Raw genomic sequence first — 25,601 nt, forward strand, 5'->3', positions numbered from 1 at the left:
GCGATGAGCACGAGCTTCATGCGGCGCGACGGCCGGGGCCTGCTGCTCGCGCTCGCGCTGTCGCTGCTGGCGCTGGCTGCGCCGGCGGTGCGGGCGCAGGCCGAACCGGGCGGCGAACAGGAACAGCGTCAGCTGCGCGAACAGACGCGTCAGCGCGGACAGTTCCAGCCGGGCGAAGAGATCCGGGAAAGTGATCAGGCCGGGCAGCGCGAACAGGGCGGGCAACGCGAACAGACGCGGCAGCGCGAGCGGGAGCGGGCCGGACCGCTGAACGATGCACCGATGTGGCGCCAGGCGCGCTCGGGCGAAGAATTCTTCACGACGGTGCGCGGCCCGGAGGCCGGCGTGCTGATCCAGCCCGAAGGCAACACCTGGCGTCAGCTGCGCAACGGCCCGATCACGCAGTACGGCAGCGTCCTGCTGCTGGTCGTGCTGCTCGCGCTCGCGGTGTTCTACGCCGTGAAAGGCATGATCAGGCTGCATGCCGCGCCGACCGGGCGCCGCATCCAACGCTTCAGCGTGTTCGAACGCGTCGTCCATTGGGGCACCGCGATCACGTTCGTGCTGCTCGCCGTCACCGGGCTCGCGATCCTGTTCGCGAAGCACATCGTCGCCCCGCTGCTCGGGCACGACGCGCTCGGCGTGCTGCTCGTCGTCGGCAAGAACATCCACAACTACGTCGGGCCGGTGTTCCTCGTGTTCACCGTGCTGATGATCCTCGCTTTCGCCCGCGACAACCTGTGGGAAGCGAGCGACCGCGTGTGGATCCGCAAGGCGGGCGGCTTCATCACCGGCGAACACGTGCCGTCGGGGCGCTTCAATTTCGGCGAGAAAGCGTGGTTCTGGGGCGGCGTCGCGTTTCTCGGCCTGATCGTCGCCGGCTCGGGGCTGGTGCTGGATTTCCCGAACTTCGGCCAGCTCCGCGCGACGATGCAATGGGCGAACGTCATCCATGCGATCGCGTCGATCCTGCTGATCGCGCTGTCGTTCGCCCACATCTACCTCGGCACGATCGGCCTCGAAGGCGCGTACGGGGCGATGAGGACGGGTTACGTCGACGAGACCTGGGCGAAGGAGCACCACGCGCTGTGGTACGAGGACGTGAAAGCCGGCAAGCCGCGCCATTCCTGAATCACGACGTCGCGCGCGGACCTTCCGCGGCGCCCGCGCGATACCTGAATTCCCGTCTTTCCCATCCGCCGCATTCGCGGCTAGACTAGGTTCGCCATGACCTTGTCACGACGTCATGTCCCGTGAGCCGCAGGCCCCAATCCCAAGAGAGGAGAGATCGATGAGCAAAGTTACCCTGGGTGGCAATCCGATCGAAGTCGCGGGGAAGTTCCCGCAGCCGGGCGACACCGCGCCGCCGCTGTCGCTGATCGGCGCCGACCTCGCCGATGTCACGCTCGACCAGTACGCCGGCAAGCGCAAGGTGCTGAACATCGTGCCGAGCCTCGACACGCCGACCTGCGCGACGTCCACCCGCAAGTTCAACGCCGAAGCGGGGAAGCTCGACAATACCGTCGTGCTGGTGATTTCGGGCGATCTGCCGTTCGCCGCGAAGCGCTTCTGCGTCGCCGAAGGCCTCGACAACGTCGTCACGCTGTCGACGCTGCGCGGGCGCGAGTTTCTGAACGATTACGGCGTCGAGATCGCGTCGGGACCGCTGAAAGGGCTTGCCGCGCGCGCCGTCGTCGTGCTCGACGAGAACAACCGCGTGCTGCATTCGCAGCTCGTCGGCGAAATCAAGGACGAGCCCGACTATGCTGCGGCGCTCGCCGCGCTGAAGTAAATATCAGGACGCCTGCCGGCGCCTGCGCAGCGGCAGCAGCCCGACGAGCGCGACTGCCGCGAACGCGGCGCCGGCGATGAAAGTCGTCGCGGAACCATAGGCGTCCCACAGCGCGCCGGCGATGACGCTCGCGGCGAGCAGCGCGAGCCCGCCGACGAGGTTGAACAGGCCGAATGCGGTGCCGCGCAGCGCGGCCGGCGCCGCGTCGGCGACCAGCGCCGCAAGCAGACCTTGCGTCATTCCCATGTGCAGTCCCCACAGCACGAGCCCGAGCGCGAGCCCGGCGAGGCCGTCGACGAGGCCAAGCGCGAGGTCGGCGGCGACCAGCAGCGCGAAGCCGAGCGCGAGCAGCCGCGGCCGGTCGAAACGGTCGGCGAGCACGCCGGCCGGGTATGACGACAGCGCGTAGACGACATTCATCAGCACGAGCACGAACGGCACGAGCGTCGCGGGGACGCCGATCTCCTGCGCCCGCAGCACGAGGAACGCTTCGCTGAAGCGCGCGAGCGTGAACACCGCGGACAGCGCGACCGTCCACCAGTATTCAGCCGGCAGCCGCCGCAGCTCGGCAGCCGACAGCGGCTTGCGCACGATATCGGCGCCGGCGGGTCGCGGTGCATCGTGCACGGCGAACACGATCAGCGCGAACGCGCCGAAAGCCGGCACGACCGCGGCCCAGAATACCAGCGGGATGTTCTCGGAGGTCAGCCACATCAACCCGACTGCGAGCAGCGGGCCGACGAAGGCGCCGACCGTGTCGAGCGACTGCCGCAACCCGAACGCGGCGCCGCGCAGCTCCCGCGGCGCGAGGTCGGCGATCAGCGCGTCGCGCGGCGCGCCGCGGATGCCTTTGCCGATGCGATCGACGAAGCGGGCGGCGACGACCCAGCCGAGCGTCTCGGCGAGCGGGAACACCGGTTTCGTCACCGCCGCGAGCCCGTAGCCGATCGCCGCGAGCAGCTTGCGGCGGCCGAGCCAGTCGGACAGCGCGCCGGAGAACACTTTCGTGATCGACGCGGTCGCTTCGGCGATCCCTTCGATGAAGCCGACCGCGAGCGTCGAGGCGCCGAGCGTCGTCACGAGGTAGATCGGCAGCAGCGCGTGGATCATCTCCGACGACACGTCCATCAGCATCGACACGAAGCCCAGCGCCCAGATGCCGGGAGGAATGCGGCGCGCCGCGCTGCTGCTGCTGTCGTCGCCTGTCGCCATGCCGTCCGGCTCCGTTGCGAGTGGATGAAACCGTCGGCCGGATTATGCCGCGCAAAGGGCAACGGCAGCGCCAGCGCCGCGCATTCGCTGCGGATGATCGCTCGTCGGAGGCGGTAACAGACTGTTTGAACGACGTTTTTCCGTGGAACAGAGGCGGGAAACACTGTGCTTTCGCGCCGCAACAGCGTAAAATTCTCGCCCTTCCCGCTCGATCGGCCTTTTCGGCGCGCACCCATGCTCTATCCTTCCCGTTTCGACGTCATCGTGGTTGGCGGCGGCCATGCCGGCACCGAGGCCGCGCTCGCGGCCGCGCGCATCGGCGCGAAAACGCTGCTCCTGACGCACAACATCGAGACGCTCGGGCAGATGAGCTGCAACCCGTCGATCGGCGGTATCGGCAAAGGCCACCTCGTCAAGGAAGTCGATGCGCTGGGCGGCGCGATGGCGGCGGCCACCGACGAAGGCGGCATCCAGTTCCGCATCCTCAACGCGTCGAAAGGCCCGGCAGTACGCGCGACGCGCGCGCAGGCCGACCGCGTGCTGTACAAGGCGGCGATCCGCCACCGCCTCGAGAACCAGCCGAACCTGTGGCTGTTCCAGCAGGCCGTCGACGATCTCACGGTGTCGGGCGACCGCGTCACCGGCGTCGTCACGCAGATCGGCCTCGCGTTCGAGGCGCCGGCAGTCGTGCTGACCGCGGGCACGTTCCTCAACGGCCTGATCCACGTCGGCCTCGACAATTATTCCGCGGGTCGCGCCGGCGATCCGCCTTCGATCTCGCTCGGAGCGAGGCTGAAGGAACTCGCGCTGCCGCAGGGGCGGCTCAAGACCGGCACGCCGCCACGCCTCGATGCGCGCACGATCGACTTCTCGGTGATGCAGGCGCAGCCCGGCGATGACCTGGTGCCGGTGTTCAGCTTCCTCGGCCGCGCGGACCAGCACCCGCAGCAGCTGCCGTGCTGGATCACGCACACCAACGAGCGCACGCACGACATCATCCGCGCGAACCTCGACCGCTCGCCGATGTACTCCGGCGTCATCGAAGGGGTCGGGCCGCGCTACTGCCCGTCGATCGAGGACAAGATCCACCGCTTCGCCGACAAGACGAGCCACAACATCTTCCTCGAACCGGAAGGCCTGGCGACGAACGAGATCTACCCGAACGGGATTTCGACGTCGCTGCCGTTCGACGTGCAGCTGGCCGTCGTGCGCTCGATCCGCGGGCTCGAGAACGCGTTTATCCTGCGCCCCGGCTACGCGATCGAGTACGACTACTTCGACCCGAGGAACCTCAAGAGCAGCCTCGAGACGAAGTCGTTCCACGGCCTTTTTTTCGCCGGCCAGATCAACGGCACGACCGGCTACGAGGAAGCGGCGGCGCAAGGCCTTTTGGCCGGCGCGAACGCGGCGCTGCAGGTGGCCGGACGCGAAGCCTGGTGTCCGCGCCGCGACGAAGCGTATCTGGGCGTGCTCGTCGATGACCTCATCACGCGCGGCGTCTCGGAGCCGTACCGCATGTTCACGTCGCGCGCCGAATATCGCCTGTCGCTGCGCGAGGACAACGCCGACCTGCGGCTGACCGAAAAAGGCCGCGAGCTGGGCCTCGTCGACGATGTGCGCTGGGCCGCGTTCTGCGACAAGCGCGACGCGATCGAGCGCGAGACCGCCCGCTTGAGAGCGACCTGGGCGCATCCGGCGCGCGTGCCGGCGGCGGACGCCGAGCGCGTCGTCGGCAAAGCGCTCGAGCGCGAATACCGCTTCTTCGAGCTGTTGCGTCGGCCGAACACGCGCTACGCGGAGCTGATGAGCCTGCCCGGGGCGCCGGAAAACCCCGCGACCGATCCGCAGGTCATCGAGCAGATCGAGATCGCGGCGAAATACCAGGGCTACATCGACCGCCAGCAGGGCGAAGTCGCGAAGCAGCTGCAGGCCGAATCGACGCTGCTGCCGGCCGATCTCGACTACAGCCGCGTGCGCGGACTGTCGAAGGAAGTGCAGCAGAAGCTGAACCTGCACAAGCCCGAGACGCTCGGCCAGGCCGGACGGATTCAGGGGGTGACGCCGGCGGCGATTTCGCTGCTGATGGTGTGGCTCAAGCGCCGCGACCTCGCGGCCGCGACAGGCGCGGACGACGCCGGAACGCCGACCACCGACGGCGCGGGCGCGACACGGATGCGGTCGGTATGAGCGCTGAAACCCTCGAGGACGGCCTCGCGGCGCTGGGCCTGCATCTTTCGCCGGCGACGCAGGCGCGGCTCGCCGCGTTCGCCGCGCTGCTGCAGAAGTGGAACCGCGTGTACAACCTCACGTCGATCCGCGACGCCGGGCAGGTCGTCACGCACCACCTGCTCGATTCGCTCGCGGTGCTGCCGCATCTCGGCGGCATCGCGACGCTCGCCGACGTCGGCTCGGGGGGCGGGCTGCCGGGCATTCCGCTCGCGCTCGCCGCGCCGGATTGCCATCCCGCCCTCGCCGTGACGTCGATCGAGACCGTCAACAAGAAAGCGAGCTTCCAGCAGCAGGCGAAGATCGAACTCGGGCTCGCGAACTTCACGGTCGTCAACGAACGCGTCGAAAACGTCCGGCCGGACGCAAAGTTCGACGCGGTGATCTCGCGCGCGTTCTCCGAACTGTCGGATTTCGTCGGCCTGACCGCGCACCTCCTGCGCCCCGGCGGACATTTTCTCGCGATGAAGGGCGTGTATCCTCGCGACGAGATCGGGCGCCTGCCGGCGGGTTTTCGCGTCGTCGAGGTGTGCCCGCTGACGGTGCCGGGGCTCGGCGCCGAACGACACCTGATCATCCTCGAAAGGAACTGAATGGCCCGAATCTTCTGCGTTGCAAACCAGAAAGGCGGCGTCGGCAAGACGACGACCTGCGTCAACCTCGCCGCCGCGCTCGCCCAGGCCGGCCAGCGCACGCTGCTGATCGACCTCGACCCGCAGGGCAACGCGACGATGGGCAGCGGCGTCGACAAGCGCGCGGTGACGAAGTCGGTGTACCACGTGCTCGTCGGCCTCGCGACGCTCGACGAAGCGCGCCTCGCGTCGCCGTCGGGCGGCTACGACGTGCTGCCGGCGAATCGCGACCTCGCCGGCGCCGAAGTCGAACTCGTCGGCCTCGAACGGCGCGAGAACCGCCTGCGCGACGCGCTGAAGCAGTTCGATGCCGACTACGACCTCGTCCTGATCGACTGCCCGCCGTCGCTGTCGATGCTGACGCTGAACGGGCTGTGCGCGGCGCACGGCGTCATCATCCCGATGCAGTGCGAGTATTTCGCGCTCGAAGGCCTGTCCGACCTCGTCAACACGATCAAGAAAGTGCATTCGAACCTGAATCGCGAGCTGGGCATCACCGGCCTGCTGCGCGTCATGTTCGATGCGCGCATGACGCTGCAGCAGCAGGTTTCCGCGCAGCTCGAAAGCCATTTCGGCGACAAGGTGTTCCGCGCCATCGTGCCGCGCAACGTGCGCCTGGCCGAAGCACCGAGCCACGGCATGCCGGGTGTCGTGTTCGACAAGGCAGCCAAAGGGACGCAGGCCTACATGGCGTTCGCGCAGGAAATGATCGAACGGGTGAACGCGCGGTGATCCGCTACAAACTCAGGCAAAGCTCATGACCCGATCCAGACTCAAAGGCCTCGGCCGCGGCCTCGACGCGCTGCTCGCCGGGAACCAGGACGACGACGCCGAGCGCGGCGAGCTGCAGGCGCTCGCGGTCGGCGACCTGCGGCCCGGCAAATACCAGCCGCGCACGCGCATGGATCCGGGCTCGCTCGAGGAGCTCGCGGCGTCGATCAAGGCGCAGGGTGTGATGCAGCCGATCCTCGTGCGCCCGGTCAATGGCTCGGCGTACGAGATCATCGCCGGCGAGCGGCGTTGGCGCGCGGCGCAGATCGCCGAGCTCGCCGATGTGCCGTGCCTCGTGCGCGAGATCCCGGACGAAGCGGCGCTGGCGATGTCGCTGATCGAGAACATCCAGCGCGAGGACCTCAACCCGCTCGAGGAAGCGGGCGGCATCCAGCGCCTCATCGACGAGTTCGGCATGACGCACCAGCAGGCGGCCGATGCGGTCGGGCGTTCGCGGCCGGCGGCGTCGAACCTGCTGCGTCTGCTCAATCTCGCCCGCCCGGTGCAGGAGCTCTTGATGGCCGGCGACATCGACATGGGCCATGCGCGCGCGATGCTGCCGCTCGACGGCGCCGGCCAGATCCAGCTCGCGAACCACGTCGCGGCGCGCGGGCTGTCGGTGCGCGACACCGAGCGCCTCGTGCAGCAGACGCTGAATCCGCGGCAGAAGAAGGCCGAGCGCGAGCCCGATCGCGACCTGCTGCGCATCGAAGAGGAAATCGCCGACGTGCTCGGCGCGACCGTGAAGATCAAGGCGAACAAGAAAGGTGCCGGCGAAGTGACGATCCGTTTCGGCAGCCTCGACCAGCTCGACGGACTGCTCGCGAGCCTCGGCACATCGAAGCGGGGCGGGTAGCCTGCGGCGCGGCCGCGCCGGCTCGGGCGGGACACGCATGGATACGGCGCCGCATTGACTTGCTCGCGGCGTGTACCAGAATGACATGGGCACGGCTTGCGCTCCGAAGCGGCGGACGGGGACGCCTCGATCGGCAGGGAGGACGGCGATGATTTTCCGGCAGCTCTTCGAACCGCTGTCGAGCACCTACACTTACCTGCTCGGCTGTGAGGACACCGGCGCGGCCGTGCTGATCGACCCGGTCGTCAATGCGATCGAGCGCGACCTCGCGCTGCTCGCCGACCTGCGGCTGCGGCTCGACCTCACGCTCGACACGCACATCCACGCCGACCACATCACTGCGGCGCGTCACCTGAAAGAGCGCGTCGGCAGCCGCATCGCCGCGCCCGCGATCGACCGGCTGCCGTGCGTCGAGGTGCCGGTCGAAGAAGGCACGCCGGTCGTGGTCGGCAGCGTCGTGCTCCAGCCGCTGCATACCCCGGGCCACACCGACGGGCATTTCGCGTATGTGTGCGGCGACCGGGTCTTCACCGGCGACGCGCTGCTGATCGACGGCTGCGGCCGCACCGACTTCCAGAGCGGCGACGCGGCAGCGCTGTACCGCAGCGTGCACGAGAAGCTTTTCACGCTGCCCGACGAGCACCTCGTCTATCGGCGCACGACTACCAGGGCCGCCGCGTGTCGTCGATCGCGCAGGAGCGCGCGCGCAACCCGCGCCTCGGCGGCGGGCGCACGCTCGACGAGTTCCGGCACATCATGGCCGAACTGAAGCTGCCGTACCCGAAGTTCATCGACTACGCGGTGCCCGGCAACCGTGAATGCGGCGTCTGTCCTCAAGGCCTGCCCGATGAACTCCAGGCTTACTGCGGACGCATGAGCGAAAGCCGGCAAGGCTGAATCGTTACCGATGCGCACCCCCCGGCGCCCGGCCGGTGCCGCGCTTGCGCGTGGCGGTGCCGACGTATTCCCCGCTCCACCCGTTCCTCACCCCTCCCGCCCTCCGCGCACCTCCTGCAGCCCCGGGCGCATTCCGCCGATCGTGGCCGTACTCCTTTTGCTTCGGTTCGAAAAATCCTTGACTTCCCGTCTCCGAAAGCCACAATACCATCCATGTGGATGGAGAGGAGATGGTAATGAGCGTACATGAGCTGCGCCCGAAAGGGGGAGAGACGACCGAGAAGATCACGATCAATCTCGGCGTCATCGACCTCGGGCAGATCGATCTGTTGGTACAGGAGGGCTTTTATTCGAACCGCACCGACTTCATCCGCACGGCGATCCGCAACCAGTTGGTCACGCATAACGAAGTGATCCGCAGCACCGTCGCCCGCAAGGCTTTCGTCCTCGGCCTGCAGCACTACACGCGCCGTGATCTCGAAGCGGTGCAGGCGGCCGGCGAGCGGCTCGACATCCAGGTGCTGGGGCTCGCGAGCATCGCCGCCGACGTGCCGCCCGAACTCGCGCTCGCGACGATCGAATCGATCGTCGTGCTCGGCGCGCTGCATGCCAGCGCAGCGGTCAAGGCCGCGCTGGCAGACCGAATCAGGTGACCGCTTTCGCGGTCCGCAAGGAGATTCAATCCATGAATGCCAGACTCAACCCCGATCTGCTCGAAGCCACGCGGCTGACGCGTGCCGGTCAGCTGCTCGAAGCGACCGCGCTGATCCAGCGCGCCCTCGGCGGGCAGTTTGCGCCGTCGCCTGCCGCGGACGGAGCGGCCACCGCCGGTACGCGGGCCGCGGACCACGCTTCGGAGCCGCCGCTCGAAGGCAGCTGCCGCGTCATCGACATCGGCCCGTTCGTCGCCGACGCCGAACCGCAGCCCGCGCACCGGAATCAGGCCGAAACGAAAGCGGAAGCCGGCGCGCCGAAGGCCGAAGGTGTTGTTCCGCCCCTGGCTTCACGCCTGGGTGCTGCGCTGCGCGACAAATTGTTCAAGTTTCGCGGCGCCGTGCCGGCGTTCGAGCCGATCGTCCCGGGCGCTGCACCCGAAGCGCTGCCGGACGGCGCTCGCTTCATCAGCGGCGCCTACACGAACTCGGCCGGCACGCGCAGCTACAAGCTGTATGTACCGAGCAACTATGGCGGCGAGCCGGTGCCGCTGGTCGTCATGCTGCATGGCTGCACGCAGAACCCGGACGATTTCGCCGCCGGCACGCGCATGAACGAGCTTGCCGAGCAGGCGCCTTGCCTCGTGCTCTATCCGGCCCAGTCGCCCGGGGCGAACGGTTCGAAATGCTGGAACTGGTTCAAGCCTTCGGACCAGCGTGCCGGGCAGGGCGAGCCGTCGCTGATCGCCGGGATGACGCGCGAAGTCGCCGCCAGCTACAACGTCGATCGGCAACGCATCTACATCGCAGGCCTGTCGGCAGGCGGCGCGATGGCGACGACGATGGCGGCGACTTACCCGGATCTGTACGCCGCTGCCGGCATCCATTCGGGCCTGGCGCATGCGGCCGCGCATGATCTGCCGTCGGCGCTCGCCGCAATGCAGCAGGGAAGCGCGCGCGCGGCCGGTGTTCGGGCGGCGAACGCCGGGACGAGCGGGGACATGCGTCACCCGGTGCCAGTCATCGTTTTCCACGGCGACCGCGACACGACGGTTCATCCGCGCAACGGCGAGCAGGTGATCGTGCAGTTCGCGCCAGCGGGCGTGCGTACCGGCTCAGCCGAAGCAGGGTCGAAGCCGCGGGCGAGCATCGAACGCGGCCAGGTGCCGAACGGGCGTGCCTATACCCGGACGACCTATCATCACCCGAACGGCTCGCCGCACATCGAGCAATGGACGGTGCATGGCGCCGGCCACGCGTGGTCCGGCGGCAGCTCGCGCGGTTCCTACACCGACCCGCAGGGCCCGGACGCGGCGAAGGAAATGCTGCGCTTTTTCCTCGCCCATCCGGCGGGCGGCAAAGCGGCCCCGGAGCCGGGAGGCTGCGCGTAATCGATGCCCGGCGGCCCGTCGCAGGGCCGGCCCGCTGCAGTCTTGCCATGCAGCGTGCGCGCCGGCAGGACGTTATCGCGACCGGCCCGGCGCGCAGTCGCTGACGCGCGCCGGGCGAATGTTCATTCGGTGTCGGCGACTTCCTGTTTGCGTGGACGGCGACTGCGCGAAGCGGGCTTGCGCGCCGTCTTGGGGACCGTTTCGGTCGTCGCTGCGGGAGCAGGCGATTCCGCAGGAATCGGGCTTTCGATCGGCGCGCGAGCTTCCGCAGCCGCGTCGGCGAGCGGCGGCACGAGCGCTTCGGTCTTCTTTGCCGCGGGTTTGCGCGCACCGCGTCCCTTGCGCCGTGCTTCCGGCTCGCGATGCGTTTCGACCGGCAGCGAAGGTCCTTCCGCGACTGCCGCTTCGGCCAGTTCCTGCACCGGGATCATCGCAGCTTCTTCCGTCCCGATGAGCGGCTGCGCGACGAATGGCTGTGCTTGCGCCGGGCCCGCCGGCGTTTCCGGCTGTGCGGCGTCCTGCGCCAAAGCCGGCATCGCCGGCTTCACGGCCGGCTTGCGCCCGCCCCGAGTCCGACGCCGCGGTTCGTGCTGCACGGCCGGCTCCTCGACGTGGGGGGCTGCCGTGGCGACGGGTTCGGCGAGGGCAGGTTCCGCGACGACGAGTTCGGCGGGCTCTTCGGGCGAGGCCGGCACTTCGGGCGAGGCTGGGTCGGCCGGCTTGCGGCTTCCCCGCCCGCGGCGCGACTCGTGCCGGCCGCTCGCCGTGGGGCGTGCGTCGGGGACGGTCTCGACGACGACCGGCGCAGGTTCCGCTCCTGCGTCCTGCGCTGCAGCGCCTCCGTTGCTGCGATAGACGTAGGCGCCGGACTTCTCGTCGCGGCCGAATTCGAGCAGGCCGCGCGCCTGCGCTTCTTCGAGCAGGTTGCCGAACGCGCGAAAACCGTAGTACGACTCGTTGAAACCGGGTTTGCGGCGCTTGATCGCTTCCTTGAGCATCGACGCCCAGATCTTGCCGCTGTCGCCGCGTTCGGCGACGAGCGCGTCGAACGTATCGACGGCGAGTTCGATCGCCTGCGTCTTGCGCGCTTCCTGCTCGTCCTTGCGGCTTTTTTCGTCGTCGGGCGAGCGCTTCGCCGCAGGCTGCGCTTCACGCGTGTCGCGCTTGGCCGCCGCGCGCCGGCTCTCGCGCACCAGATCGTCATAGAAGATGAATTCGTCGCAGTTCGCGATCAGAAGGTCGGAAGTGGACTGCTTGACGCCGACGCCGATCACCTGTTTCGCGTTCTCGCGCAGCTTCGACACCAGCGGCGAGAAGTCGGAGTCGCCGCTGATGATGACGAAGGTATCGACGTGGGATTTCGTGTAGCACAGGTCGAGCGCGTCGACGACGAGCCGGATGTCGGCCGAGTTCTTGCCCGACTGACGCACGTGCGGGATCTCGATCAGCTCGAAGTTCGCTTCGTGCATCGTCGCCTTGAAGCCTTTGTAGCGGTCCCAGTCGCAATACGCTTTCTTGACGACGATGCTGCCTTTGAGCAGCAGCCGTTCGAGCACGCGCTTGATGTCGAACTTCTCGTAATTGGCGTCGCGCACCCCGAGCGCGACGTTCTCGAAGTCGCAGAACAGCGCCATGCTGGCGGTTTCGTGCGGTGAGGCCATGATGTTCTCCAGTGAAGCCCGTGGCGGTACGGTGATAAGCGGCGTTTTCGCGATTATCTCCGAACCAGGCCTGAGCGGTGATCCGGCAGGCTTTCCGCGCGATGGATGGGGCGCCCGCGCGGCGGTTGCGCGCGAGCGTCCCGAGCGCGGCCGCGGTGCGACAAGTCGTCTGCAGCGCGGTCAAACGGCGTGCGCGCCTGCATCGGACGGCGCCCGACTGGAGCGAGGCATGCGGAAACTTTCCGAATACGTCGAGATGGCCGCCACCGAATACCTGCACGACACCGGCAGGGTCGAACTCGATCCGCGCTGGATCGCCGAGTTCTTCCAGGACCAGGGCGTGCTCGACGACTATCCGCTGCTCGATCTCGTCGCGTTCCATGGGCTCGTGCAGAAAGCGCTCGACGTCAAGTCGGAGCGCGCGAACAAGCAGGCGCGGCGGCACATCGAGAAAGTCATGGAAGTCGTCAGGCGCCGGCGGCGCAAGTGACGACCAAAGTCTCGCGAACCCGGGCGGCAAAAAGCGCTCGTAGACGGCTGGAACAAGCACGATAGACTGGCTGGAAAGCGACGCGAACCGGGTTCATGTCGCGCCAGAAGGAGATGATCCAGGGTGAGCCAATCCGGAATATTCGGACTTTTTTCGGTTTTCCTGAGCTGCGTCGCAGGACGCCGGCGCGCGGCGGTTTTCTGCGTCGCGGTGCTGGGCGCGGGCGCAGCGGCGGCCGAGCCGTTGTGGTTCGACGGCTGGCGGCGGCCTACTGCGCAGGCTTGGCAGGCCGTCGAGATTCTCGCGACGGCTGCCGACGACGGGCTCGACGCGCGCGATTACGATGCCGAAGGGCTGCGCCGTGCTGTCGCCGATGCGGCCGACGGCTGGGCGTGGGCAGAGGAGGACGTCGCGCAGCTTGACATCGCGCTGACGGCGGCGATGCGTCGGTACCTGACGGACTTGCGTTTCGGCCGCGTCGACCCGCGCCAGGTTCACGCGAATTTCGTCGCGCCGGCCGCGGACGGTTTCGACCCCCTCGCCTACCTGTACGCAGCGGTGATCGAACGCCGCCTGCCGGACGCGGTGCGTGACGCCGCGCCTGTGCTGCCGCTTTACGCGAACGTGCGCGAAGCGCTGCGGCGCTATCGCAGCCTAGCGCGTAATCCGTCCGGAATCGCGCCATGGCTCGCCACGCTGCCGCGCCCGCCACAACGCAAGCTGGAGCCGGGGCAGGCGTATGCGGGAATGCCGGTCCTCGTGCAGCGGCTGGTCGCACTCGGCGACCTGCCCGAGGGGACGCCGGCGCCGCTGTACTACGAAGGCGCGGTCGTCGAAGGCGTCAAGGCGTTCCAGCGGCGCCACGGACTCGCCGAGGACGGCGTCGTCGGCAAAGCGACGCTCGAACAGCTCGACGTGTCGCCGGCCGCGCGAGTGCGGCAGATCGAACTGACGCTGGAGCGCCTGCGCTGGACTCCGCTGCTGCAGGGGCCGCGCGTGATCGTCGTCAATGTCCCGGAATTCGTGCTGCGGGCTTACGAGGCGCGCGACGGCCGGGTCGAAGTCAAGGCGGCCATGAAAGTCATCGTCGGCAGTGCGCTCGACACGCGCACGCCGCTTTTCGACGAGGACATGCGCTTCATCGAGTTCAGTCCGTACTGGAACGTCCCGCCATCGATCGCCCGGGCGGAGACGATCCCGAAGCTGCGCGAAAACGCGGCTTATCTGGACGAGCAGGGCTTCGAATTCGTCGCCGGCGACGGGCAGGTGATCACGACGTTCGCGCCGGAATACCTGGACGCGGTGCTGCGCGGCGAGCTGCGCATCCGCCAGCGACCGGGACCGGCGAACGCGCTCGGCGACATCAAGTTCATTTTCCCGAACAACGCGAACATCTTCCTGCACCACACTTCGACGCCGCGCCTTTTCGGCAAGGACCGACGCGATTTCAGCCATGGCTGCGTACGCGTCGAAGAGCCGGTGGCGCTGGCGAGGTTCGTGCTGCAGGATGAACCGGACTGGAGCGAAGAGCGCATCCGCGCGGCGATGACCCAAGGCGTGTCGAAGACGCTGCGGCTTCGCGAACCTTTGCCGGTGGTCATTGCCTACAGCACGGTCCTGGTCAAAAGTGACGGCCTGGTCTATTTTTTCCGGGACATCTACGGGCACGACAAATTGCTCGATGCCGCCTTGCGCCAGCCTGCCCGCAGCGCCCAGCCGTCCCTTGCGCAGCACGAAGGGCGCGCAACCCGATACTGACATTGACACTGACCCTGGAACTTCGAAGATGAAGCAGACCGTGCATTCCCGACGCCATTTTCTCCGTCAATCCGCGAAGCTCGCCGTCGCCGGCGCCGCGCTGCCTTTCGCGCGGCCGGTGAGTGCCTCGGTGCGCGACGCGCGCAGTCTCGCGTTCGACCACACCCACACCGGCGAGCGCGTCTCGGTCGTGTATGCCGTCGGCGAGCGATACGTGCCCGAGGCGCTGACGAAGCTGAACCGTTTCATGCGCGATCATTACTCCGGCGAAGTCGGCCACATGGACCCCAAGCTCTTCGATCTGCTCTACCGGCTGAAGCTCACGCTCGGCTCGCGCGAGTCGTTCCAGGTGATTTCGGGCTACCGCTGCCCGACCACGAATTCGACGCTGCGCAACACGCGCGGCGGCGGCGTCGCCAAGCGCAGCCTGCACATGGACGGCAAGGCGATCGACGTGCGCATCGCGGACACGCCGCTTGCCGACCTGCGCGACGCGGCGCTGTCGCTCGGCGTCGGCGGCGTCGGCTACTATCCGCACGAGCAGTTCGTCCACCTCGACACCGGCCGCGTGCGCAGCTGGTGAGCCGGCGGCCACGGTGCGGCGGCGCATCGGCCGGGAAGCCGGTGGATAAGGGTCAGGGCGACGATATTTCGATGAGGGCGGGCGGCGAGCGCGAAATGCTGCGCTGCGGTGGTTATCATGCGCCACGTCCAACGAAGACCCGCCCATGATCACGCTCAAGAACGTCACGCTGCGCCGCGGTGCCAAAGTGTTGCTCGACACCGCTTCGGTCACGCTCAATCCCGGTGAAAAAGTCGGCCTCGTCGGCCGCAACGGCGCCGGCAAATCCAGTCTCTTCGGTCTGCTCACCGGCGTGCTGCACGAGGACGCCGGCGATTATTCGATCCCGTCGCAGTGGCGCATGGCCCAGGTGGCGCAGGACATGCCCGAAACCGCGCAGCGCGCGACCGACTTCGTCATCGACGGCGACACGACGCTGCTGGCTGCACGCGCCGAGGTGCACGCCGCCGAGGCCAGCGACGACGGCATGCGCATGGCTCACGCGTACATGGCGCTCCATGACGCCGGCGCGCACGACGCCGAAGCGCGCGCGCAGGCGCTGATCCTCGGGCTGGGTTTTCGCAGCGCCGAGCTCGCGAACCCGGTCAACAGCTTTTCCGGCGGCTGGCGCATGCGCCTGCAGCTCGCGCGCGCGCTGATGTGCCCGTCCGATCTGCTGCTGCTCGACGAGCCGACGAACCACCTCGACCTGGACGCGCTGGTGTGGCTCGAAGCGTGGCTCAAGCGCTACGCCGGCACGCTGGTCGTGATCAGCCACGACCGGGAGTTCCTTGACGCGGTGACGCAGGTCACGCTGCATATCGACAACGCCCGGCTGCTGCGCTACGGCGGCAACTACAGCGCTTTCGAGGACATGCGTGCCGAGCAGCTGGCCTTGCAGCAGTCGGCGCTCGCGCGGCAGCAGGACCGGATCGCCCACCTGCAGAAGTTCATCGACCGCTTCAAGGCCAAGGCGAGCAAGGCGAAGCAGGCGCAAAGCCGCGTCAAGGCGCTGGAGCGGATGGAGCGCATCGCGCCGGTCCTTGCCGATGCGGAGTTCAACTTCGAGTTCCAGGAACCGGCCAACCTGCCGAACCCGATGCTGTCGATGCACGACGCGAGCTTCGGCTATCCGCCGCCGCCGGATGCGGCTGCCGGAACCGCGCCCGCGGTCATCGTGCGCCACATCAACCGCTCGGTGCACGCCGGCCAGCGCATCGGCATCCTCGGCGCGAACGGCCAGGGCAAGTCGACGCTGGTCAAGACGATCGCCCGCACGCTCGACGTCCTCGGCGGCGAGATCACCGAAGGCAAGGGCCTGAACATCGGCTATTTCGCCCAGCAGGAACTCGACGTGCTGCGCCCGCAGGACACGCCGCTCGAACACATGATACGGCTCGCGAAGGAGACGCTCGCGAGCGGGCGCAGCGGCTGGATCGCTGCGCGCGAACAGGACTTGCGCAACTTCCTCGGCACGTTCAACTTCAGCGGCGACATGGTCAAGCAGGCGGTCGGCACGATGAGCGGCGGCGAAAAGGCGCGGCTCGTGCTGTGCATGATCGTCTGGCAGCGCCCCAACCTGCTGCTGCTCGACGAGCCGACGAACCACCTCGATCTCGCGACGCGCGAAGCGCTCAGCGTCGCGCTCAACGAGTTCGAAGGCACCGTCATGCTGGTCAGCCACGACCGCGCGCTGCTGCGCGCAGTGTGCGACGAGTTCTGGCTCGTCGCGCGCGGCGGCGTCGAGCCGTTCGACGGCGACCTCGACGACTACCAGCGCTACCTGCTCGACGAGGCACGACGATCGCGCGAGCCGTCGCCGAGCGCGCGGCAGAAACGGGCCGCGTAGCTGCAGCGCACGATTTCCGCATCCGCTTTGCAACCACGAAGAGGCAAGCCATGTTGATGACCACGACTCCGACCATCGAAGGCAGGACGATCCGCAGCTATCACGGCGTCGTCGCCGGCGAGGCGATCATCGGCGCGAACGTCTTCAAGGACATGTTCGCCGCTGTGCGCGACATCGTCGGCGGGCGTTCGGGCTCGTACGAAAAGACCTTGCGCTCGGCGCGCGAAACCGCATTCGCCGATCTCGCCGAAGCGGCCAGCCGGCTCGGCGCGAACGCCGTCGTCGGCGTCGATATCGACTACGAAGTGCTGGGCGAAAAGAACGGCATGCTGATGGTCGCCGTCAGCGGCACTGCGGTGACGGTCGCGTAAGCGCTCCCGCCGCGACCCGGCCGCCCGCGCGGGGAAAAGCGCGGTATCCGATTGACGCGCGAGCCGTCAGTTCGGCGGCAGATACATCGGGTAAAGGATCTCTTCTTCGCGGCGAATCCGGCCGACGAGCGCCTCGCCGATCGCGTCGAGGTCCGAGCCGAACTGCGCCGCCAGTTCCGGATGGTTGCCTATCTGCCGGTAGCGGTCGAGAAAGGCGACGACGGCGCGGCCGATGTCGTCCATCTCGTGACGGAAACCGTGCATCAGCTCGTGGCTGACCGCGTCGGTCTTCAGGAAATGCTCCAGGTAGACGTACAGCCGGACGTTTTCCTTGAGCAGGTGGTCCATCAGTCCGATCCGCAACCGGTCCAGTTGCGTCTGGGCGAGCGAAAGGTTCCCCGCATCGCGTGCCGCGACGATCGCGGCAAAGATCCCGAGCAGCTGCTGGTGGTCTTTCTTCAGCGTCGTGATCAGCTGCGGGTCGTGCCGGATCTGGGTGCCGGGAGCCATCGCGGCGGCGCTCGGCGCGGCGGTCCCAGGCGCGGTGACGTCCGGAAGTTGCGCAGTCGGTGCGGCTTCCTTTTTCGCGCCGAACAACCAGTCGAATAGAAACATGTCATCTCCCGTTTCGAATAACTGCCGGCACCGTAGCGCAAGCACGGCCGTTTTCCTAGGGGCGGCGGAGTTTCCGCCACCCGCTGCCGACGCGAAACGCCGGCCGTGGCAGGGGTCTTCGTAGGCTGCAAAAAAAGAAAGCCCGAGCGCTTGCGAGCCCGGGCTGAAATCCACACCAATGGAGGAGGGTGGAGGAGACAGGCGAAGAATAGCCGAGTCGATTGTGCGATGCAACATAAAAATTCTGTTGGCTCGATTAACGGGATGTATCGGGATGCGCGCGGCACACGGCGCTAGAAGACGGCGTCGATGCTGCACCGCAACGTGAACGCATCGGCTCTACTCGGGCACCGCGCTTGCATGGCTTCCTCTCCAATGAAGCGAAGCGAGTCGCTGGGGAGACGGCCATGACAAGTCAGGCGGAAAAATCACCGGGAGCGGGACGGGCGGTCGAAATTCCGGTCGGGGCGGTGCGCCTGGCAGGCGAGCTGACGATTCCGGGCGGCGCCGTCGGCATTGTCCTTTTCGCCCACGGCAGCGGGAGCAGCCGTCACAGTCCGCGCAACCGCTTCGTCGCGCGCTTCCTGTGCGACGCGGGGATCGGCACGCTGTTGTTCGATCTGCTGAGCCTCGACGAAGAGGCCGTCGACGCGCGCAGCGGCGAACTGCGCTTCGACATCGCGCTGCTCGCCACCCGGCTCGCCGAAGCGACGCGCTGGCTGCGGCGCGAGCCCGACGCCGGCGATCTTCCGTTCGGCTATTTCGGGGCGAGCACCGGCGGGGCTGCAGCGCTCGTCGCGGCGGCGGCGCTCGGCGACGAAGTGAAAGCGGTGGTGTCGCGCGGCGGCCGGCCGGATCTGGCGGGCGACGCGCTCGCAGCGGTGCGCGCCGCGACGCTGCTCCTCGTCGGCGGGCTGGACGAGCCGGTCATCCGCATGAACCAGGAAGCGTATGCGAAGCTGTCCGGCACGAAGGCGCTGACGATCGTCCCCGGCGCGACGCACCTTTTCGAGGAGCCCGGCACGCTCGAGGCGGTCGCGCAGCATGCGGCGACGTGGTTTCGCCGGCACTTGCCGCAAGCGGCGTGAACGCACGCACGCAAGGAGCGCTTTCGGACCGGCGGGGCGACGGGTTCCGGCCGGGACCGGCGATTCCCGCTCTGCCCCCCACGGCGGCACCATGCAAAGGCAGCGAAAAAAGGCAGCGAAACTGACCGGCTGCGCTCAGCGCCACTATCAGGCGGCATCAAATACAACCCGTTCGCCCTGAGCCTGTCGAAGGGCGCTGCTAAAGGCTTCGACAAGCTCAGCCCGAACGGTATTTGGTTGCCAGGCTAATATCTCGGTAAGGCGATGACCGTGCCTTCGCTTCTTTGGTCGGCGCCCCCGTACCGCCTGCCGTTCTGCATGTCGACGACGACCGCCTGTACGGATCCGATCGACTCATTGCAGAAAGGGACGCCCTCGGGGTCGGGCAGCTCATGCCCGAGCTCGACGAGCTGCCGCAACGAATCCGGTGGTAATCCGGCCTCGCAGCGCACCGCTCCCGCTGCGGAGGTGACGGACAGTCGCGGCGCGTCGATCGCCTGCTGGATGTCCATGCGGTGATCGACCAGGTTCAGCGTGATGTTCAGCACGCTGTTGATGATCGTCGGACCTCCTGACGCGCCGTAGGCGACGAGCGGCTTGCCGTCCTTGAAGAGGAGCGTCGGTGCCATCGACGAGAGCGGCCGCTTGAACGGCCCCGCATCGTTTGCGCCCGGATTGCCGGTGGAGGCGCTGAATTGCGGCGTGAAGTTGAAGTCGGTCAACTGGTTGTTGAGCAGAAACCCGTAGCCCGGAACGAGGATGCCGCTTCCCCACGTGTGCTCGGTCGTGCTCGTGTAGCTGACGAAGTTGCCGGCCGCGTCGACGACCGAGAAATGCGTCGTATGCATGCTCTTCTCCTCCTCGACCGGCACGCGCGGGAGCCGGCCGGGAGAAGGGGCGGTCGGCGAATCGCACGCGCGCGGGTCGCCGGGCAGCGGTGTGGGCATGCGCGCGCCGGAGTCGATGAAGGCGCGCCGCGTCGCGAGAAAGCATTCGGACAGCAGTCCTTTCACCGGCACCGGAACGAAGTCCGGATCGCCCATCCATACCGACCGGTCGGCAAAAGTCAGCCGCATCGCCTCGATCATCGCGTGCAGCGCATCGTGCCCGCCGAAGCGCCAGCCTTCGCCGTTGCCGAGCGGGAACGGCTCGAGGAGCTCGAGCATCATCAGCAGCGACACGCCCCCCGACGAGGGCGGCGGCATCGATTTGAGCGTGTACCCGCGGTAGTCGCCTTCGACCGGCTGCCGCACGGCGACATCATAAGTCGCGAGATCGCTCGCCGTCATGCGCCCCGCGCCGGCAGGGCCGATCTGCGAGCGCAGCTGCACGTCGAGGATGGCGCGGGCGATGTCCCCCGTGTAGAACGAACCGATGCCGTCGCGGGCGAGCAGGCGGAACGTCTGCGCGAGCGCCGGCTGGACGAGCAGGTGTCCTTCGGGCAGCGGGCTGCCGTCAGGCAGGCGGAAAATCGCGCCCGTCTCCGGCTGCAGCGTCGTGCGCACGTTGTACGTGTCCGCGGCGAGGAAGCGGTTGATGCGAAAACCGTCTTCGGCGAGCCGGATCGCCGGCGCGAGCGTGGCGGCGAGCGTCCTGCTCCCCCAGCGGCGCAGCGCGTAGTCGATCCCTTTCAACGTGCCCGGGACGCCGATCGAATGCCCGCTGGTGGACGCGGCGAGGAAAGTCTGTCCGAGGAACATGTCGGCAGTTGCGCCCCCCGGAGCTTTCTCGCGCGAGTCGATGATGAACGTGCGGTTCTCCGCGGCGAGATGCACCATCATGAAACCGCCGCCGCCGATTCCGGAAAATTGCGGTTCGACGACATTCAATGCGAACTGGATCGCCGCGGCGGCGTCGATCGCGTTGCCACCCGCTTCGAGAATCTGCGCCCCGGCTGCGGCGGCGAGCGGATGCGAGACGGAGACGACGCCGCGGGAACCGGCGTTTTCCGCCGACGCGCGCGCAGCCCGCACGACGCGGATTTGCGGGATGCCGATCGATCGTGCTGCCCCCGCGGGTGATTCCCCCGGGGCGCCGAGCACCGGCGGGGGCAGCACCGCCGTGGCGACGAACAGCGCCGCGCCGAACCAGGCAAAGTGGGTCGTCAGGTTCATTCGCTTCATCGTTGCTTCCTCCACCTTATGGCGCAGCCTGTCCCGACTCGAAAAGGACGCGATTAAAGCGTAGCCCTTCAGCGGAGAAGCGGAAGCCGGGCTTGTGAAACGCGCGTGCCGGAACGCTGAACGCCACGAAGGAGTCGGAGCAGGGCGCCGACGCCGCGTCCTGGAAGAGCTGCTCGGCGCCGGTGGCGATACCGTGTCGATGCAACCGCCTTTCTATTGTGATTACGGTTCCAACATTCACCTCGGCGCGCGCGTATTTTTCAACTTCAATTGCACGGTTCTCGATGTGTGCGACGTCCGCATCCGCGACTACACCTTATTCGGCCCAGGCGTGCAAATTCTCGCGCCGAGAAGCACGGTTTTTCCGCCCGGAAAATCCTATAATGGCGGCCAATTCGTTTTGAACGCCATTTTGGGATTCCCTCATGGAAATTAAGGTCAACTTTCTCGACAAGCTCCGTCTTGAAGCTAAGTTCGATGACTTCACGGTGGTGGCCGATCAGCCTATCCGCTATAAGGGTGACGGTTCGGCGCCGGGCCCGTTCGATTACTTTCTCGCTTCATCGGCTCTGTGCGCGGCGTATTTCGTGAAGTTGTACTGCGAAACTCGCAATATTCCTACCGATAACATCCGCCTGTCGCAAAACAATATCGTCGATCCGGAAAACCGCTACAAGCAGATTTTAAAGATTCAGGTCGAGTTGCCGGCGGATATCTCCGCCAAAGACCGACAGGGCATTCTGCGCTCCGTCGACCGTTGTACGGTGAAAAAGGTCGTGCAAACCGGGCCTGAGTTCGTGATTGAGGAAGTAGAAAATCTGGACGCCGATGCTCAGTCATTGCTGATGCTCGATGCGGCGCCGGAAGCGAGTACCTATATCGCAGGCAAGGATCTGCCCCTGGAGCAAACCATCGCCAATATGTCGGGAGTTTTGGCGGGCCTGGGCATGAAGATTGAAATCGCGTCATGGCGCAATCTTGTTCCCAATGTGTGGTCTCTGCATATCCGCGACGCGCACTCGCCGATGTGTTTTACCAATGGCAAGGGAGCGACCAAAGAAAGTGCGTTGGCGTCGGCGCTGGGCGAGTTCATCGAGCGGCTCAATTGCAATCATTTCTACAACGACCAGTTTTGGGGAGGAGACATTGCCAACGCGGCGTTCGTTCATTACCCGAACGAGCGCTGGTACAAGCCTGGCCCTAAAGACGCGCTGCCGGTTGAAATTCTCGATGAATACTGCCTGCAGATTTACGACCCGGATGGCGAGTTACGTGGCTCGCATCTGTACGACACCAACTCGGGGAATGTGCAGCGCGGCATTTGTTCGCACCCGTATGTGCGCCAGTCGGACGGTGAAGTAGTGTATTTCCCGTCCAATCTGATCGATAACCTGTTCCTCAGCAATGGCATGAGTGCCGGTAATACGCTGGCTGAAGCACAGGTGCAATGTCTGTCGGAAATTTTCGAACGCGCGGTCAAACGCGAAATTCTCGAAGGTGAGATCGCACTGCCTGATGTGCCGCACGAAGTGCTGGCGAAATATCCGGGCATTCTGGCGGGCATCGAAGAGCTGGAAAAGCAGGGGTTTCCGGTGCTCGTCAAGGATGCGTCGCTGGGCGGGGAGTATCCGGTGATGTGCGTCACCTTGATGAACCCGCGTACGGGCGGCGTGTTTGCGTCGTTCGGAGCGCACCCGAGCTTGGAAGTGGCGCTCGAGCGCAGTCTTACCGAGTTGCTGCAGGGGCGCAGTTTCGAAGGCCTGAACGATTTGCCCCGGCCCACGTTTGAAAGCAACGCGGTCACCGAGCCGAACAACTTCGTCGAACACTTTATCGATTCCAGCGGCGTGGTGTCATGGCGGTTTTTCAGCGCCAAAGCGGATCATGACTTTGTCGAATGGGACTTTTCCGGTCAGGGTGAAAACTCGAATGCCGACGAAGCTGCGACATTGTTCAGCATTCTCGAAGACATGGGCAAAGAAGTGTACATGGCGGTGTACGATCAGCTCGGCGCAATGGCCTGTCGCATCCTGGTGCCGGGGTATTCGGAAATTTATCCGGTAGAGGATCTGATCTGGGACAACACCAACAAGGCGCTGTCGTTCCGCGCCGATATTCTGAACTTGCATCGCCTGGATGATGCGAGCCTGCAAGCGCTGCTCGAACGTCTGGAAGACAGTGAGCTTGATGATTACAGCGACATCAGCACGCTGATCGGCGTCGAATTCGACGAGAATACGGCCTGGGGGCAGCTCACGATTCTGGAGTTGAAGCTGCTGATTCATCTCGCCTTGCAGAAATTTGAAGCGGCGCACGAGCTGGTGGGAACCTTCCTGCAATATAACGAAACCACGGTCGAACGCGGATTGTTTTATCAGGCCTTGAATGTCGTGCTGGAAGTGCTGCTGGACGATGACCTGGAACTGGACGATTACGTTGTCAATTTCCGCCGGATGTTTGGCGATCCGCGGATGGATGCGGTGATGGGGTCAGTGGACGGCAGCGTGCGCTTCTTCGGCTTGACGCCCACGAGCATGGAACTGGAAGGGCTCGATAGGCACCAGCGCCTGCTCGATAGCTACGCAAAACTGCACGCGGCGCGAGCCAACGTCGCGGCTTTATCCGGTTAGGGTACGAGTCATGCTGCAGCAGACCGTGACGCTCATGGCGATTTTTTCTTCGATAGCGTTTTTTGTGCTGTTCGGCTATGCAATCTTTGCAACCCGCTTTCGCTCGGTATTTGCCAATCCTGGTGCACGGCGCTTATTCAATCGAACGGGAGCTACCTGTCTGTTTGGAGCGAGCGCCTACACTGCAACGCTGAAACACAGCGCTTAGAATAATTGCAGGTGTGTCGCCAAAGCGTCTCGCACCTCTCAATTGCTCGAAGAACCGTATTGAGGGGCCGGCCGAAAACCGGGCAGTGGGGGACATGGGGCCGCTTTTTAGACTGTGATTGCGCGGACCTGACACCGCTCGTCAAACTGTTCGACGTCACCCCACAGTTTGGCCTCCAGTAGCGGTACCGCCACTGCCGTCAACCGCGATCGATGCGGCTACAAATTTATATTGTTCAATGCCTTACTGGATTTTACGGTGCTTGTGGCGATCCCCTGGCCCGCTTTCTGCAATAGGAGTGACGAGCGCAGCATCCGGCTCACAACCTACAGCAACGCGATGCCCTCTTCAGGAGAACCGCCATGACCCAGCTCACTATCCACGATTTGCCCGCAACCGAAACGCTCGACGCCACGGCCATGCGCAGCGTGCGCGGCGGCATATGGGACTATTCCAACCGGCTCGGCACCCTTGGCCAGATGTTGGAGGACCAACAGGATCGCAACTACGGCGATCCTTTCGGCCCGAAGACCCTGGACGAGGCGGCCCACCAGGCGCTTGAAGGCTGGGTCTCGGTTCCTTGATTTGACAGCGGAGGGGTGGCTGGTAACGCCGAAGCACGTTCATCAGGATCACCCAGCACCTGCTGCGCAGCCTGGATGCAGCGGTGGGCAACGGGAGGACGTCGACGCCGGAAGCGGGCCTGCTGCGGGCCCTCGATCGCCCAGGCGCAACGACCGGATCGATCGAAGCACGCCGAGACGGCTTTTGGGCGGCCGTGCGGCTGCGGTTCCCGCCGGTAAGTGCCCGCGGTCGATACAGTTTGTAAGGCTTACTCCATCAGGAAGAATCGCGCCTGCAGGCGCGGCAGTGGCGGCCGCTTCCCTTGCCCTTCGCGGCTCGTCGCGAGAAAACCCCGGGCACGGCGCTTGAATGTGTTCCGCAGGCCGGGCCGCGCAGCCGCTCGGGAGCTGCAGATTCCGCCTTTGGGGAAATGGAATGAACGAAGCCGACGAAAGGATCACAGCGACGGTGCTGCTGCGGCTCTTGTGCGTGGAGGTTTCATGACGTCGACGCCTTGCACTGCGTGTTGTCCGGCCAATGGAGTTGGCGTGCTGGGTCGGCTCGGCCGATTGAGCGTGTTCGCGCTATGGGTACTCGTCGGGTCTGCTCACGCGGCGGGCGAAGGCGAGCGGGTGAAACCGGCCCCCGGGCTCGAACGAGGCGCCGAAGCGGCGAAGAGCAAGGCCGAGACGCTGGAGGAGAAGGCGTCGAGCGACGGCGCTGGTGGGCAGCCCAAGCTACGCGAGGAGATCACGCCCGCCGAAGCGCAAGCGGTCGATCCGAAGGGCAAGGAAGCGATGGACGACCCGTTGACGTGCCTGGCGAGAAGCATTTACTGGGAAACCAAGGGTGAGGACGTCGCGGCGATGCAGGCCGTGGCCAACGTCGTGATGAACCGCCTCGGACAGCATGAATTTCCCGACACGGTTTGCGGCGTCGTCAAACAGGGTCAGGAAAGCGGCGCGTGCCAGTTCTCGTGGTGGTGTGACGGCCGCCCCGACGATGTGGAGGAACCGAAGCCCTACAAGGTGGCCAAGGAGGTCGCGCGCGAGGCGCTGAACGGTCAGCTCCTCGACCGCACCCACGGCGCGACCTACTTCCATCACAAGCGCGTGACGCCGAGCTGGTCGAAGATTTACACGAGGACGGCGACTGTCGGCGCGCACCACTTCTACAGGCCCGTTGAAGCGGTCGACAAGCCGCGGCGCCGCAGTGCCCTGTCGGACGGCTCGGGTTAGCGGTCCGACAGGGG

At 66.2% G+C, this 25,601-nt stretch carries 25 protein-coding genes; 21 read left to right on the forward strand and 4 right to left on the reverse strand.

Annotated features, from left to right (window positions below; genetic code table 11):
* Window positions 1–3: 3 nt before the first annotated feature.
* Window positions 4–1,131 (forward strand): formate dehydrogenase subunit gamma, encoded by a 1,128-nt coding sequence (locus PA01_08445; protein ID KON81626.1) that lies wholly within the window; start codon window positions 4–6, stop codon window positions 1,129–1,131.
* Between the two features lie 160 nt (window positions 1,132–1,291).
* Window positions 1,292–1,792 (forward strand): thiol peroxidase, encoded by a 501-nt coding sequence (tpx, locus tag PA01_08450; GenBank protein KON81627.1) that lies wholly within the window; start codon window positions 1,292–1,294, stop codon window positions 1,790–1,792.
* A 3-nt stretch (window positions 1,793–1,795) separates the two neighbouring features.
* On the opposite strand, the gene PA01_08455 is transcribed toward tpx, so the two are convergent.
* Window positions 1,796–3,004 (reverse strand): MFS transporter, encoded by a 1,209-nt coding sequence (locus PA01_08455; protein ID KON81628.1) that lies wholly within the window; start codon window positions 3,002–3,004, stop codon window positions 1,796–1,798.
* Between the two features lie 234 nt (window positions 3,005–3,238).
* On the opposite strand from PA01_08455, the gene mnmG reads away from it, so the two are divergent.
* The 8 genes from mnmG to PA01_08490 all read left to right on the forward strand — a co-directional run bounded on the left by mnmG (window position 3,239) and on the right by PA01_08490 (window position 10,430).
* On the forward strand, window positions 3,239–5,191 hold the full coding sequence (mnmG, locus tag PA01_08460; GenBank protein KON81629.1) for a tRNA uridine-5-carboxymethylaminomethyl(34) synthesis enzyme MnmG: 1,953 nt from the start codon (window positions 3,239–3,241) through the stop codon (window positions 5,189–5,191).
* The gene (gene rsmG / locus PA01_08465) at window positions 5,188–5,823 is read left to right on the forward strand and encodes a 16S rRNA (guanine(527)-N(7))-methyltransferase RsmG (GenBank protein KON81630.1); all 636 of its coding nucleotides are present in this window, start codon (window positions 5,188–5,190) and stop codon (window positions 5,821–5,823) included. Before mnmG ends, rsmG begins: the two co-directional genes overlap by 4 nt.
* Window positions 5,824–6,594 (forward strand): AAA family ATPase, encoded by a 771-nt coding sequence (locus tag PA01_08470; protein KON81631.1) that lies wholly within the window; start codon window positions 5,824–5,826, stop codon window positions 6,592–6,594.
* 25 nt (window positions 6,595–6,619) lie between these two features.
* On the forward strand, window positions 6,620–7,489 hold the full coding sequence (locus PA01_08475) for a ParB/RepB/Spo0J family partition protein (protein ID KON81632.1): 870 nt from the start codon (window positions 6,620–6,622) through the stop codon (window positions 7,487–7,489).
* 148 nt (window positions 7,490–7,637) lie between these two features.
* Window positions 7,638–8,258: an MBL fold metallo-hydrolase gene (locus tag PA01_08480; protein KAI5913080.1), complete on the forward strand. Its 621-nt coding sequence runs from the start codon at window positions 7,638–7,640 to the stop codon at window positions 8,256–8,258.
* Entirely contained in the window at window positions 8,246–8,386 is a 141-nt protein-coding gene (locus PA01_18725; protein KAI5913081.1) for a hypothetical protein, read from the forward strand. The genes PA01_08480 and PA01_18725 overlap by 13 nt, the downstream gene beginning before the upstream one ends.
* A gap of 236 nt (window positions 8,387–8,622) precedes the next feature.
* A complete protein-coding gene (locus tag PA01_08485) occupies window positions 8,623–9,039 on the forward strand; it encodes a CopG family transcriptional regulator (protein ID KON81633.1) in 417 nt (138 codons plus the stop codon).
* Between the two features lie 32 nt (window positions 9,040–9,071).
* On the forward strand, window positions 9,072–10,430 hold the full coding sequence (locus PA01_08490; protein ID KON82393.1) for a PHB depolymerase family esterase: 1,359 nt from the start codon (window positions 9,072–9,074) through the stop codon (window positions 10,428–10,430).
* 122 nt (window positions 10,431–10,552) lie between these two features.
* Here PA01_08490 and PA01_08495 read toward each other — a convergent pair whose 3' ends face one another.
* Entirely contained in the window at window positions 10,553–12,091 is a 1,539-nt protein-coding gene (locus PA01_08495; GenBank protein KON81634.1) for an NYN domain-containing protein, read from the reverse strand.
* 229 nt (window positions 12,092–12,320) lie between these two features.
* Here PA01_08495 and PA01_08500 point away from each other — a divergent pair, with 229 nt between their 5' ends.
* From PA01_08500 to PA01_08520, 5 genes are all read left to right on the forward strand, one after another.
* Window positions 12,321–12,581 carry a hypothetical protein gene (locus PA01_08500; GenBank protein KON81635.1) on the forward strand — a complete coding sequence of 87 codons (261 nt, stop codon included), beginning with the start codon at window positions 12,321–12,323 and terminating at the stop codon, window positions 12,579–12,581.
* A 123-nt stretch (window positions 12,582–12,704) separates the two neighbouring features.
* Entirely contained in the window at window positions 12,705–14,339 is a 1,635-nt protein-coding gene (locus tag PA01_08505; protein ID KON82394.2) for a L,D-transpeptidase family protein, read from the forward strand.
* Window positions 14,340–14,367: 28 nt separating this feature from the next.
* Complete coding sequence (locus PA01_08510; protein KON81636.1) at window positions 14,368–14,922, forward strand: DUF882 domain-containing protein; 555 nt, start codon at window positions 14,368–14,370, stop codon at window positions 14,920–14,922.
* Between the two features lie 145 nt (window positions 14,923–15,067).
* On the forward strand, window positions 15,068–16,750 hold the full coding sequence (locus PA01_08515; GenBank protein KON81637.1) for an ATP-binding cassette domain-containing protein: 1,683 nt from the start codon (window positions 15,068–15,070) through the stop codon (window positions 16,748–16,750).
* 50 nt (window positions 16,751–16,800) lie between these two features.
* Entirely contained in the window at window positions 16,801–17,121 is a 321-nt protein-coding gene (locus PA01_08520; GenBank protein ID KON81638.1) for a heavy metal-binding domain-containing protein, read from the forward strand.
* A 66-nt stretch (window positions 17,122–17,187) separates the two neighbouring features.
* On the opposite strand, the gene PA01_08525 is transcribed toward PA01_08520, so the two are convergent.
* Window positions 17,188–17,736, reverse strand: a complete 549-nt coding sequence (locus PA01_08525) for a hemerythrin domain-containing protein (GenBank protein KON81639.1) — start codon at window positions 17,734–17,736, stop codon at window positions 17,188–17,190.
* Window positions 17,737–18,143: 407 nt separating this feature from the next.
* On the opposite strand from PA01_08525, the gene PA01_08530 reads away from it, so the two are divergent.
* A complete protein-coding gene (locus PA01_08530) occupies window positions 18,144–18,824 on the forward strand; it encodes a dienelactone hydrolase family protein (GenBank protein ID KON81640.1) in 681 nt (226 codons plus the stop codon).
* 245 nt (window positions 18,825–19,069) lie between these two features.
* Here PA01_08530 and ggt read toward each other — a convergent pair whose 3' ends face one another.
* Window positions 19,070–20,947 (reverse strand): gamma-glutamyltransferase, encoded by a 1,878-nt coding sequence (gene ggt / locus PA01_08535; protein ID KON82395.2) that lies wholly within the window; start codon window positions 20,945–20,947, stop codon window positions 19,070–19,072.
* Window positions 20,948–21,041: 94 nt separating this feature from the next.
* Here ggt and PA01_18730 point away from each other — a divergent pair, with 94 nt between their 5' ends.
* From PA01_18730 to PA01_08550, 5 genes are all read left to right on the forward strand, one after another.
* Window positions 21,042–21,383, forward strand: a complete 342-nt coding sequence (locus PA01_18730; protein ID KAI5913082.1) for a hypothetical protein — start codon at window positions 21,042–21,044, stop codon at window positions 21,381–21,383.
* A complete protein-coding gene (locus PA01_08540) occupies window positions 21,373–23,577 on the forward strand; it encodes an OsmC domain/YcaO domain-containing protein (protein ID KON81641.1) in 2,205 nt (734 codons plus the stop codon). Before PA01_18730 ends, PA01_08540 begins: the two co-directional genes overlap by 11 nt.
* Window positions 23,578–23,587: 10 nt before the next feature.
* Window positions 23,588–23,785 (forward strand): hypothetical protein, encoded by a 198-nt coding sequence (locus PA01_18735; GenBank protein ID KAI5913083.1) that lies wholly within the window; start codon window positions 23,588–23,590, stop codon window positions 23,783–23,785.
* A 362-nt stretch (window positions 23,786–24,147) separates the two neighbouring features.
* Complete coding sequence (locus PA01_08545) at window positions 24,148–24,369, forward strand: hypothetical protein (protein KON81642.1); 222 nt, start codon at window positions 24,148–24,150, stop codon at window positions 24,367–24,369.
* A gap of 528 nt (window positions 24,370–24,897) precedes the next feature.
* Entirely contained in the window at window positions 24,898–25,587 is a 690-nt protein-coding gene (locus tag PA01_08550; GenBank protein ID KON82396.2) for a cell wall hydrolase, read from the forward strand.
* Window positions 25,588–25,601 lie beyond the last annotated feature (14 nt).

The organism is Azoarcus sp. PA01, from assembly GCA_001274695.2.
Taxonomy (GTDB): domain Bacteria; phylum Pseudomonadota; class Gammaproteobacteria; order Burkholderiales; family Rhodocyclaceae; genus Aromatoleum.